An 11,811-nucleotide genomic window follows, 5' to 3' on the forward strand; every position below is an offset into this window, starting at 1 on the left:
CTCGAACGCCTCTAATGGCGTTATCAAGGTCGTTATCGCCAAAATATTTTAGATCCAATCGAGTTTAGCCATGATAGTAAAAGCCATTCCCACCAATATCATCACAGGTTTTTTAGGCGTTGGTAAAACCTCCTTAATCAAGCAATTACTGGCAACTAAACCCGAGAATGAGACTTGGGCAGTATTAGTCAATGAGTTTGGTGAAGTGGGGATTGACGCTGGCTTACTCAACAATAGCGATTCAGGGATCCAGATCCGTGAGGTTGCGGGGGGCTGCATGTGCTGTGCGGCGGGGGTGCCGACCCAAGTTGCCATTAATCAGCTTATTGCCCGAGCTAAACCCGATCGTTTGCTCATTGAGCCCACGGGACTTGGCCATCCAAATGAAATCATTAAGGTATTATCTGCGCCCCATTATCAGAATGTGATCTCCCTGTGCAGCACTTTATGCCTAGTCGATGCCAGAAAGGTGAGCGATCCCCGTTACAGCACACATGCGAACTTCATCCAGCAATTACAGGTGGCCGATGTGATTATGGCCACTAAGACGGATTTATATTCAGCTACAGATCCCGCAGAAAGTGCTGCCTTATTAACGGCATTACAAGCTTATCTTAATGATTTACAACGTATTGATATTCCTGTTATCAGCCATAGTTCGCAGCGAGACTTGCCTCTGGACTTACTCGCTTTTTTGGATCAACCACGGCGAGAGCGAGCATGGGCGCTTAAGGCTAATGTGGTTGCCAAACCCCACAGTTTACTGCGTGTGACGGCCAATACATTGGGGGAGATGGGGCTTTTTGCCGAGAATGTGAGCGAACAGCGGCTCACATTTGACCCACGTGGAATAGCGCGCAAACAGAATCATGGCGAAGGATGTTTTAGCTGTGGCTGGGTATTTGAACCTTCTCAAGAATTTGATTTTTATAGACTAATGGCATTTATTCAAGATCAAACTAGACTCGCTACAGCGGGAGAATCGCTGCTGAGATTGAAAGCCGTGATGATCACTACCGACGGTATTGCGGGCATTAATTGGGTAGATAGGGAGTATCATGTTGTCGAGCTCGATGACACCTTAGACTCAAGATTAGAAATGATTGCGACCCAAGAGTTGGATTGGGATGATATCGAGCGGCAGTTAATGGCTTGTTTAGTCGTTTAATGGGGAATTGGTTAGTTGTTTCAATTGGGGATAGTCACGCTGTGGATTTTGCTGAGATTGGCAAGTTCTCCGCTTTGGAGCATATCCTCGAAGAAACGGTCGAATTGCTGCTTGAGCGGTGCAAATTGCACCTGTTTCGGAAACGCCATATAACCATCCTGTGTACCGATAATGGGGAAAATGGGGCCGATAGCCTGGGGGATTTTTATATTCGCTAAGGTCGCCTCGGTATTACGCACATTCGTGGCCAGCAGATCGAGATCGCCGCGGGATAAACGCTCAATACCACTCTTGATATCGACAAACTCATCTATGGCAAGTGACTGAGTTTTTTCATTAAATGATTCGCCATAACTCCAGCCTTGCATCTTACCTATGCGTAGACCTTTGATACGCTCGTAGTCACCATTCCAGGGAATGACGCTGGCATTACCGGCATAAAAAACAATCTCATCACGGTAGAAAGCTTTGGCTGAGAATGCGAGCAGGCTTTGCCGCGCCTGATTGAGGTATGGCCCGATCAGAATATCTGCTTGGCCACGTTCAACCATAGACTGGGCTCGGCGCCAAGGGGCGATTTCATAGTGAATAGTGACTTTTTGTTGCTTGGCGAAACGGTTCAATATGTCGACGCCAAGGCCGGAAAATTCACCATTGGCTTGTTGTTCAAAGATTTGATTAAAGCGGGTGCCAACCGCAAGCAGATCCTCTGCCTGGACGGTACAGCAAAAACCACTGAGTGCCAAAAGGAGGACTTTAAGATGGATTTTGCTCAGTATCATGGCGCTCCTTAGGGGATTTATCATTATTAAATCAGTGGGATCCAAGGCTTAGGAGATAAACGGCATTCGTAGGCTGTGAATTGTACATCTTTTTGAGTAATTATAGACATCATGCGTGCTAAGTATAATCGAGCAACTGTGTTTTATGGGACGAATAATACCGAATTAACTTCTTGTATTACTTTGACTGTTAGCCTTAATTTTTAGGTTGTTTCAATTTGCATCCCGATAAGTGTTTAATCAGTTAAGGCCGATGAAAGGGGATTCGAGTATGCTTAGCCTCGCATTGAACATTACACCCATTGGGGTGGCTATTTGAGAATGGAGATTATGAAGTTACAGCATGTTGATAAAGGCACTTACCGCAAAAACATGAACTTATTTATGGTGGTCTTAGTGCTTAGCCTGATACTGCTCTCGCTTTCCTTCGGGGCAGGGTTAATAGCGCTCTTCGGTGTGGAGACGACACCCGGTGAGCCTACGGGGAATTTTCACTTAAACTTGCTCGGTGTGATACTGGCGGCCATCCTCTGTAGTGCCATAGTTTTTCAACTTAAAGCAAAACCGTTTTTTACTGAAATTTACTATGTTTGGCAGTTAAAACAGTTGCAGAATCGCATCTATCGCAAGCTGATTAAAATAAAGGCAGCTGCGGCTAATAATGATGTTAATGCACTGATTATTTTGTTGTTTTACTATACGAGCTTAAAACAAGTTTATGTATTGGATGATAATACCTTAACCTTAGCCACAGTGGAGCAAGCGTTAAGCCAGTTGCAGACTCAAATCCAAGGACAGGGATTAGCACTTAGTGCCGAACAATTCACTCCAGAGCTGCTGGGCTCATTGTCAATCGTGTAATAAAAAAGTGAGTATTTGCATACTCACTTTCGGATAGTGTTTGGGTTAATGGGCCGCTTGCTGCGCCTTTTGCAGTGTCAGCAACCACTTACCATAGAGATAAATCCCCACCGCAGAGATAGTCCCTATGGCGGCGATGATGTACCAGGCCATGCCTATGTTGTTGCTGTGGTAGAGCAGTTGCGTTAGATCATGGGCACTTTCCCCCGTATAGCTAACCAGAGTCGTAAAGGCTTCACCCTGTGGGATGGCACTTATTTCTATACTGTCCATACCGCGTGCTAGTAATAAATCCCGTGAAAATAATTCTTTAGAGGCATAAATCTCATAGAGCTTAGGGCCAAAGTAGCCTTCTAATCCCCAACCAATCCCTTGGGGTAACATCACAAATCCCAAGTACATGGCTTTTTTGCCCTGGGGGGCGATATTACCCATAAATTCATTTTTCTTTGGACTTATCATCATTTCACCGATGGAAAACATGGCAATAGCGAGCACGATAAACCAAGCCGCATGGAAAGCGCCGATAAACACAAAGGCTAAAATACTCAGCAAGCAACCAATGAACATGGCCGTGGTGATTCGATATTTGGCGGTCAATGCGGCGATGATAAAGCAACTGGTCATGATAAGACCCGCATTGAGATTTAGCATGCCCTCAGGCATCACCTTAGTGCCTTCGTTATTGAGGCCGAGCCAGAATTGCAGGATACCGTTACTGGTGCCTTCGCTACCAAAAAGAGAGGTAACAATCACGCTAGTGTCGACCCATTCGGAAATATGAATGGGCAGCACATCGAACAGGGCGTTGAACAGGAACCAGAAACCTGAAAATACCAGCATATAGTAGATCACGATTGGTTTTTTAAGCTCATGCCATGCATCACGCCACAGGGCTTCTTGCTTGATTTCACCCGATTTAACTTGCTTGTTGCGCGCCAGTCGCTCAGCTTTACCTGGTTCTGTATAGGTCAGTAAGAATAAGAAATTGAGTGAGATAATTGCAGCGCAGGCGAAAAATACATTATCCCAGGACAGTTGGCGCATATGGACGGCGACCAGCGGCCCTAAAAAACCACCAATATTCACCACTTGGTAAAAAATCCCCCAAGCCATAGAGGTATTATTGCGATTGGTCGAGAGCACTAAGGTGCCTTGAATACCGGGTTTAAATATCCCCGTGCCGATGGCGAGGAGTAAAGACCCTGCGAGAAATCCCCAAAAACTGGGGAAAAATGCCATAACGAGATAACCAAAGATCTTAATGATAGTCGAGCCAAAGATGGTTTCTTTGTAGCCGACTCTATCGGAAATACCGCCAGTAAATACTGGGACAAAAGTCTGCATAATGGCCCACAGCGAGATAATAATGCCGTAGTCACTGAGGCTTATGCCTAAACCACCCGCCGATTCGGGGGCTTTGGCATACAGCCCAGCACTCGCCTTAACACCGTAGTAGGCGATACGTTCGACTAACTCCATCCCGCCAACGAGCCAAAAAATGTAGCTCAAGCTCGTGATCGAGGCCCACATGCCAAGCTGTTTAACTTCTCGCAGATCGTTTTCTGCATTTGGACTATTTTGACTCATGTCCTTCCCTTTATTATTGTTATCAAATTAAACTGTCTATAACTCATTTTTTATCAATGTGTTAGCCGATAGCCTTTCGTTGTTTTACTCGAGGCATAAAACCCAATTTGAGTTATTTAAGCCAACACTTTACCTAATTCAAGATTAAATACCAAAAAAGTAGCCAAAAATGACGAGTTGCCCCAGATCTGTTGCCAAGTGGTGCTCCGATAGTCACTGGGCTGCAATGAAAGTGTTATTCATATAACTTATTGTGATTATTATGTTTTGTTATAAATTAAATTGAATACTCCGGTTTTGTTTTATGGCGAAATTTAGGTACAATCCGTTGCCGCATTTTTGTTCATCGCTTTTTTTAATCCGATGTGCGGCTCCTTCATCTTTGTGAGACACGGTAATGACAGCACTATCCCAGGCACCAACAGATCAGCATTTGCTCCAGGAGCCGATTGCCAAGCTTTTTTGGCGCTACACCATACCCACCATAGCATCCATGCTAGTGACTGGTGTGTATGTCACTATTGACGGTATTTTCGTCGGGCATTACCTAGGTGAAACAGGACTGGCCGGCATGATGTTGGCGTATCCCGTTGGGGCCATTTTATATGCCATTGGAGCCATGATTGGCATGGGCAGCGCGGCATTAGTGTCGATCAATCTTGGCCAAGGCAATGTCGTTAAGGCGCGTAAACTCCTCGGTAATGCCTTTAGTCTATGTCTGTTGGCGGGTGGGCTTTTTGCCCTTATTGGTGGCGTATTTTCTCGGGATATTTTGCTTGCCTTAGGTGCAGAAGGTGAGATCCTTGAGAATGCCAACGAATACCTCTTTTGGTATTTTGCCCTGTGTCATTTCCCCATTATCTCCATGACCTTCACGACGTTACTGCGTAATGACGGTCGGCCTTCTATGGTGACCTTTGTGCTGATCTTAGGTGGAGTGCTCAACACTTTCTTAGATTGGCTATTTATTGTGGTGTTTCCCTTCGGTTTGGCGGGGGCAGCCATTGCGACTATGTTGTCCCAGGCTGTGACGGGGCTTTTGTGTTTGCAGCACTTTTTTGGCCCACGCACTCAGCTTAAGATCAACCTTGAGCAGATGAAGCTCAAGCTCGACAATTGTTTGAACATCGCCCGCGTCGGGCTTCCTAGTTTTTTGATGAACCTCTATCTGTCGATAGTGTTAACCCTGCACAACACCGCTTTTTTGTGGGTCGGTGGACCTTTGCATATTGCCGCGTACGGCGTAGTGAGTTACACCGAAGCGTTTTTCTATTTGATTTTTGAGGGAATCGCCCTCGGTACTCAACCCATTTATAGTTTTAATGCGGGGGCCGGGCGGTTCGACCGGGTAAAACAGGCGCGCAATATTGCCTTTGGCATGACGCTACTCACCGCGGCGTTAGGGCTAGTGCTGATCTATTCCCGCCCCGAGTGGTTAGTGTATTTATTTGCTGGCGACAATCCTAATTTAACGCCGGTGGCGATTGAGGGCATGCGCTGGTATTTCTGGGGCTTACCTATGGAAGGCTTGATCTTAGTTGGCGCCAGTTTCTTTCAGGCAATTAATTGCTCTCGGCAGGCCTCGATTCTGACTGGCGCCAAACTTATCCTGATTGCCGCAATAATTTACTGTTTTGCTTGGGCATTTGGGGTTATTGGCGTGTGGATATCACTGGCGACCTGTAGTGCAATTCTCACCTTTTGGATGTTCATCGCCATGGGGCGGGTCGAATCGCGTTTACTTTTACCTTCGACTAACGCTGCTCAAGGTTAAACCGAATCCCCCTAGTGGGGACCGCTTGTATTTAAGCGCGATGGCTAAGACTAAGCGATGATGTCTGCATCTTTTGCGGCAAATATGACTTAGGGCTAGCGTGGGATGATGCGCTCTGATACATTTCGCTGGTTTTAGTCATTTATGTTTTTAATGAGGCCCCTATGCGCACCACTGCAGTCATTTCTATGCTGTTGTTTGGCGTGTTAACCAGTGTTAATGCCAGTGCCAAAGATAATGAGTTAGTGTTTGCCAGCGACTTTGAAGGTAATCGTTTATCTCAACCTTGGTCGTGGATCATGGGCTGCCAATTTGAAGGTGCAGAGCCCCACAGCGGTGAAAGCGCACTCCTATGTGCCGAAGGCAATAGCAGTATTGTCAGCAAGTACCCTATTTCAGAGGCGGGTCTATTAGAGTTTTGGGTGAAAACCCAAAATATCCAAACCCAATATCGGGTCAATGTATTAACCTCACCGGTATTAAAACTCGATGCCCAGTGGCAGCATGTAGCCTTAATCGATATCACCCCCGGCGCGAACGAATATTTAGCCCACCGTGTCTCTATTGACGATCCGAGCCGCCAGTATATTCGCCTCGATATTGAGGCCATTAATGGTCCCATTAGCTTGGATGACCTGACTCTCGATAAAATTCGCCTCGATATTGCGTTGCAAAAGAACGAGCAAAAAATTATCGGTGGGATTTTAGATAAGCTAAAGGAAGATAAAAACTACGAGGTACAATCTGAGTCATTTCGCACCCTTGGCAAAAATTACGCAGCCCAGCTTGAGAGTCAAAGGCAATACCTCGAATACTCCAATGCCATCTATTCGAGTATCACCTTCGTATTAGCGACCTCTGAGCGTAATAAGATGTCTAACCCACTAGGTTATAACACTTTTAGATCGGTTCTGACCGATGCTAAACGTGTGGCATCACCTATCCAGCAGGCACGATTGGGCTCTATGGTAAAACCCTTTGGCGACTTAGCAACCGCCACATTAAACGTGGTCAGTGCCGGTGCCTATTCCGCCTTTGCCGAACCTTTTAAGTCATTCTTAGCCGCGACCTTTGACCGCTCGAACTATGACAACAGCGACTTGAGCCGCAGCGATAAAAAGTTTGCCGAGGAAAATGGTCTAAAGATATACCAGCAGGCCGAGCGGTTTATGTCTGAAATCGAAAAAGAGCTGCAACAGGTCACAGCGCTCGATAATGATTTAGTCAATATGCAGAAGAACTTAGATACGTTTCGCCGCGATCTCGACAAGCATTTGCGCAGCTACTTACAACATGCGGGGATTGCCCGCACCCCAGAAAATTACAGCCGAGTGATGAGTAAGGACGAACAAACCCGCGCATTAGTGATTGCCGATGCCAGCGCCAATATTAGCGCTAAAGCCGAAGCCCTATTAGCGTCAAATAGCAATGCTGAACTTGTACAGTACATGATTAAAACCACTGAAAAAATTGATGAATTTCAAGAGTTCAAGGAGCGTTTTAACCAGATCACTTCGGCCATGCTGACCTTCTATGACCGTTTTGAACGCTCGATTGCCGTCGAACAAAACCCCTTCACCGACCCAAGCGATCGCGCCGTGTGGGAGCAACACGCCCAAAGCGCCCGTAACTATATTCGCCAGTCGAAGGAAGCCTTTACTAAGGCCTTTATGTAGCGGATTGTTGTAGAAACACCGACAGAGCTTTTTCACCGAAATGGCAGCGCAAGTCTTTTTCGCTGCCATCTTAGCCAGAGCGTGTTGTACGTAAACCCAAAGTCCCCCAAAGCAAGATATCTGAATTGTATATTGCGTTATATACATTGCCACTGTTGCCCCAGTGACACGCGGTCTATTTATTTAACAAGAAGTGTCCGGCAGCATCTGCAACGCATGGAAGTGTAAATGCCGCGTACACATGGTCAATAATATTCCAGACATCATAGTGACATTCCCCATACCCCTATGGGCAGATGTGAAAGAGCGGCCATGCCGCCAACGGTCACTGTTGCAACAATGGCAATCTTAACGACCATTGAACTATTCACTCGGCTTAAAGTTTTTGCCCCAAAGTTTGTTAGCACTCGTTTAGTGAATCGAAAATTGACGAACTACTTGCCCTAACAGTTCTTATCGATGAACCCTGTTTTCAGTGCTTCTTCATGAGTGAGCGGAACTGGATGGGTGTACAGTCATATTCAAATTTAAGTAGCTTTTCGCGTTTTTAAACCCATTATTTTGCGCATTTTTCCAATCTGAAATTATCAAAACCATTTAAAATCAACTGCATATGGTTGCCAGAAATTAGTTAATAGGTTTGGAAAACGCGCATGCGCGTTTTCCCTGATGGTGTATTTGATAGAAAGCTGATAAGTTCTTTGCATACAGCTAGTTAACTGTGCGCGTTTTCACTGGTCCAACAAGGTAAACGCGCATGCGCACTAATAAAATGTTATAACCCTATGAGGCTAATTCTAAGGAAGTTGCATGATCAGTAATTCAGAAAAAATTCGCTTATTAAATAAGCTTCTTGATAAATCTAAAGAAGTTACAATCGAAAACAGTAGTGATACTAATTTTCAGAGCTGGAAAAATCTTGTAGAAAGAACATTAATAAAAATATACGGTGATCAGTCTACTGAATATAAGCACTTTTCAGAATTACGTTTTTTCTTCAATCCAATCATGTGGACTAGTGGTAGTGATTTCACAGCAGATCATCTTAGGGTTTTCCGTGAAGATTTCAAAATTTTAATTAAATCAATTGAAGGCTATATCGAAGAATTACAAGAAGAACAACTTTCAACACCCACCCAATCCAATGAAATAATTAAAGATAACAATTTCACAAAGGTATTTATTAGTCATGCATTATTAGATGCAGATATTGTCGAAGAAGTTATTGAACTACTTGAAACTATAGGTTTAGATTCCCATCAAATTTTTTGTACATCATTTGATGGCTACGGTATTGGGTTAGGAGAAAATTTTTTGAATAAAATCAAAGATGAAATAACATCTGAATCTATGGTTTTATTTATTTTAACCCAAAACTTCTATTCTAGCCCTGTTTGTTTGTGTGAAATGGGGGCGACATGGGTTCTTGCTAAAGATCATATACCTATTGTTGTACCGCCTTTAGATTATACTGACATCAAGGGTGTAATTCCGCTGACTCAAGGGCTAAAAATTAACGACTCACTAAAACTAAACCTACTAAAAGAAAAAATTGAGAAAGAGTTTAAAATTAAAAACACGATGTCACTATCAACGTGGGAGCGAAGAAGAGATCGCATACTTATTCGAATTAATGAATTAATGAATTAATTGAAAACTCAATTGCCGGGTTATAACAAAAACTTGAAACTGGACGGCACTACGTGCCGCCATTTAAGTCAAAGTTAAATGGCAAGGAAAATGATCGCGAACCCATACATAGTTGCAATTGAAGATTACAGAGCCAATGGCTCTGACGATGAGTGGTTTTTTGCGAAACTAACCGACGGACTGTTAGATGGTTGTGAACCTCACGACGCATTTAAGGCAATCGAAGCAATTGTCGAGTACGCTCTCAATGAGAATGATGAAGGTCTGTTCTATGATCTCCTTCAGTTTATTCTTAGGCTTGAGCACAAGGCGGATACTTCACAAGCTACTGAAAATCTTATAAATAATGTTGCCAAACTTGAAAAAGTGGCAACAAACTTTGGTCAGCCACAGCTATCTTCGCTCAAAGAAATGTGCACATGGTTCAGGCTGCCATTTAACAAGCGGAACAAAACTGGACACCCAGCTTTAATGGCGCAGCAATTAACTTCCGACTATGCTTGGATTAAGCATTAAACAAGGAGGTTTGTATGCCACGTCCTCGCAGAACTCAGATTAGTGTTGAAGACACTCCCTATTACCATTGCTGTAGCCGCGTTGTGCGGCGTGCGTTTTTGTGTGGCGATGATGTCTATTCGAGAAAAAACTATGACCATCGCCGCGCTTGGGTAGAGTCGCTACTGTTTGAACTCGAAGCGGTTTTTGCTATTGATGTGGCGGCCTTTGCGGTGATGTCCAATCATCTGCATGTGGTACTGCGGATTGATATCGACAGCGCTAATCGTTGGACTGACCGCGAAGTACTTGAGCAATGGCATAAGCTGTTTAAAGGCGATGAGTTAACGCAAAAATTTGCGCAAGGAGAGCTAGTTGAGGTGCATGAGGTCAACAGATTAAGGCATTCAATCGCAATTTATCGAAGCAGATTATGCGATATTTCATGGTTTATGCGCTGCCTCAACGAACCCATTGCAAGACAAGCAAATCAAGAAGATAACTGTACTGGTCGTTTTTGGGAAGGACGCTTTAAATCCCAAGCCTTACTCGATGAAGCCGCTGTGTTAACCTGTATGGCCTACGTTGATTTGAACCCGATTAGAGCCCAAATAGCGGATACGCCAGAACAATCCGACCATACCAGTATTCAGATGCGGATTCGGGCCGCATTAAAAGGTGAACAACCTAAAAATCTACTGCCTTTTATCGGTAATGAGCGCGAGAACCAACCTAATGGCATAGCGTTTTCATTAACAGACTACCTCGAATTGGTTGATGATACCGGCCGAATTATCCGCAATGATAAACGTGGAAGCATCAGTGAAAATAGTGCCAAGCTACTGGCAAGATTAAATATATCCCAAGACAATTGGCTAAAATTGACCACAGAGTTTGGCAAGCTATTTCATGGTCCGGTGGGTACGCTGCAAGAACTAACTGATTACTGTGAACATCTAGAAAAGCGACGACGGCACTTTGCGGCAAGCTGTCAGCACTTTCACAGCAACTAACTGTAATCCTGCTTAACCAAACCAATCTCTGCCCATTTGTTTTATTGGGTGAGTTAGCATATCTTAAATATACCAATTTTTTAATGAGTTAGCTCATTTTCATGCCTCAGCTTTAGCCCTTTAACTTTTGATGACTCTAGTTTAAGCAATTTTAGCTCGTACAAGTTGTAGACAAACCAAAAGTGCATTATGTTGTTGATCTAAAGTGGATGGCCAGTATTTTTTTCTGGTTGATCTAAAATGGATGGCCAGATTTTTGCCCTTCCTGATGGTGTATTTGATAGAAAGCTGATAAGTTCTTTGCATACAGCTAGTTAACTGTGCGCGTTTTCACTGGTCCAACAAGGTAAACGCGCATGCGCACTAATAAAATGTTAGGCGCCATGACTGCCACTTATTAGAATTATCCATAGACTTATACGGAAGCAGAACTGTGTCATATACGAAAACACTTTCGACCAGCAAGCACACAGCAATCGTTGAAGTCACGGGCTGGGATAGGCCTGCATTAGCAATTAGCCAAGCGTACCTTGAGGAGATACTCAAGAAGCTCGCATTAGTTGAAGAAGATATGATCTCCAGCAAGTCTGGTGTTGCGGGCATCGAAATCCATACCGTCCAGCAGGAGCTCTCGGCCTTGCTCCGTGGCTGCTCCGGATACAACAAAGGCATATGAAATTCGAGGGGCCATACGTTATAGCGTGATGGCTCCTAACAATTCGCTCAAGAGGGACCCAGTGTCAGGCTTCGCCTGCCTCCGGGCCCCTTAGCTCAAACGTTTGGGTACAGAATAAAACATGCG

10 protein-coding genes are annotated in these 11,811 nt (G+C 44.4%); 8 read left to right on the forward strand and 2 right to left on the reverse strand.

Translation table 11 applies throughout. The features are described from left to right. The first annotated feature begins 70 nt into the window (after nt 1-70). Complete coding sequence (locus SOHN41_RS05810; RefSeq protein ID WP_007646547.1) at nt 71-1,168, forward strand: CobW family GTP-binding protein; 1,098 nt, start codon at nt 71-73, stop codon at nt 1,166-1,168. A gap of 20 nt (nt 1,169-1,188) precedes the next feature. On the opposite strand, the gene SOHN41_RS05815 is transcribed toward SOHN41_RS05810, so the two are convergent. After that, nucleotides 1,189-1,950 carry a substrate-binding periplasmic protein gene (locus tag SOHN41_RS05815; protein ID WP_007646548.1) on the reverse strand — a complete coding sequence of 254 codons (762 nt, stop codon included), beginning with the start codon at nt 1,948-1,950 and terminating at the stop codon, nt 1,189-1,191. 330 nt (nt 1,951-2,280) lie between these two features. On the opposite strand from SOHN41_RS05815, the gene SOHN41_RS05820 reads away from it, so the two are divergent. Further along, a complete protein-coding gene (locus tag SOHN41_RS05820) occupies nt 2,281-2,811 on the forward strand; it encodes a DUF3087 family protein (RefSeq protein ID WP_007646550.1) in 531 nt (176 codons plus the stop codon). Between the two features lie 45 nt (nt 2,812-2,856). Here the strand turns inward: SOHN41_RS05820 and SOHN41_RS05825 are convergent, their stop codons facing one another. Next, nucleotides 2,857-4,401 (reverse strand): MFS transporter, encoded by a 1,545-nt coding sequence (locus SOHN41_RS05825; RefSeq protein ID WP_007646552.1) that lies wholly within the window; start codon nt 4,399-4,401, stop codon nt 2,857-2,859. A gap of 397 nt (nt 4,402-4,798) precedes the next feature. On the opposite strand from SOHN41_RS05825, the gene SOHN41_RS05830 reads away from it, so the two are divergent. The 6 genes from SOHN41_RS05830 (at nt 4,799) to SOHN41_RS05855 (ending at nt 11,685) form a co-directional block, all read left to right on the forward strand. After that, the gene (locus SOHN41_RS05830; RefSeq protein WP_007646554.1) at nt 4,799-6,175 is read left to right on the forward strand and encodes an MATE family efflux transporter; all 1,377 of its coding nucleotides are present in this window, start codon (nt 4,799-4,801) and stop codon (nt 6,173-6,175) included. Between the two features lie 164 nt (nt 6,176-6,339). After that, nucleotides 6,340-7,851 (forward strand): BAR domain-like protein A BdpA, encoded by a 1,512-nt coding sequence (gene bdpA, locus SOHN41_RS05835; RefSeq protein ID WP_007646556.1) that lies wholly within the window; start codon nt 6,340-6,342, stop codon nt 7,849-7,851. A gap of 810 nt (nt 7,852-8,661) precedes the next feature. Then, nucleotides 8,662-9,501: a toll/interleukin-1 receptor domain-containing protein gene (locus SOHN41_RS05840; protein ID WP_007646560.1), complete on the forward strand. Its 840-nt coding sequence runs from the start codon at nt 8,662-8,664 to the stop codon at nt 9,499-9,501. A gap of 90 nt (nt 9,502-9,591) precedes the next feature. Next, nucleotides 9,592-10,017, forward strand: a complete 426-nt coding sequence (locus tag SOHN41_RS05845) for a hypothetical protein (RefSeq protein WP_037458253.1) — start codon at nt 9,592-9,594, stop codon at nt 10,015-10,017. A gap of 14 nt (nt 10,018-10,031) precedes the next feature. Beyond that, nucleotides 10,032-11,009, forward strand: a complete 978-nt coding sequence (locus SOHN41_RS05850; protein ID WP_007646562.1) for a hypothetical protein — start codon at nt 10,032-10,034, stop codon at nt 11,007-11,009. A 433-nt stretch (nt 11,010-11,442) separates the two neighbouring features. Next, nucleotides 11,443-11,685, forward strand: coding sequence for a hypothetical protein (locus SOHN41_RS05855; RefSeq protein ID WP_007646566.1), 243 nt, complete (start codon nt 11,443-11,445; stop codon nt 11,683-11,685). Nucleotides 11,686-11,811 lie beyond the last annotated feature (126 nt).

This window comes from Shewanella sp. HN-41 (assembly GCF_000217915.1).
Lineage (GTDB): Bacteria > Pseudomonadota > Gammaproteobacteria > Enterobacterales > Shewanellaceae > Shewanella.

Excerpts from the sequence above, each read along its gene's own strand:
- SOHN41_RS05830 (WP_007646554.1), top strand. The coding sequence starts at position 4,799 with ATGACAGCACTATCCCAGGCACCAACAGATCAGCATTTGCTCCAGGAG.
- SOHN41_RS05845 (WP_037458253.1), top strand. The coding sequence starts at position 9,592 with ATGATCGCGAACCCATACATAGTTGCAATTGAAGATTACAGAGCCAAT.
- SOHN41_RS05820 (WP_007646550.1), top strand. The coding sequence starts at position 2,281 with ATGAAGTTACAGCATGTTGATAAAGGCACTTACCGCAAAAACATGAAC.
- SOHN41_RS05825 (WP_007646552.1), bottom strand. The coding sequence starts at position 4,401 with ATGAGTCAAAATAGTCCAAATGCAGAAAACGATCTGCGAGAAGTTAAA.
- SOHN41_RS05815 (WP_007646548.1), bottom strand. The coding sequence starts at position 1,950 with ATGATACTGAGCAAAATCCATCTTAAAGTCCTCCTTTTGGCACTCAGT.
- SOHN41_RS05840 (WP_007646560.1), top strand. The coding sequence starts at position 8,662 with ATGATCAGTAATTCAGAAAAAATTCGCTTATTAAATAAGCTTCTTGAT.
- bdpA (WP_007646556.1), top strand. The coding sequence starts at position 6,340 with ATGCGCACCACTGCAGTCATTTCTATGCTGTTGTTTGGCGTGTTAACC.
- SOHN41_RS05850 (WP_007646562.1), top strand. The coding sequence starts at position 10,032 with ATGCCACGTCCTCGCAGAACTCAGATTAGTGTTGAAGACACTCCCTAT.
- SOHN41_RS05810 (WP_007646547.1), top strand. The coding sequence starts at position 71 with ATGATAGTAAAAGCCATTCCCACCAATATCATCACAGGTTTTTTAGGC.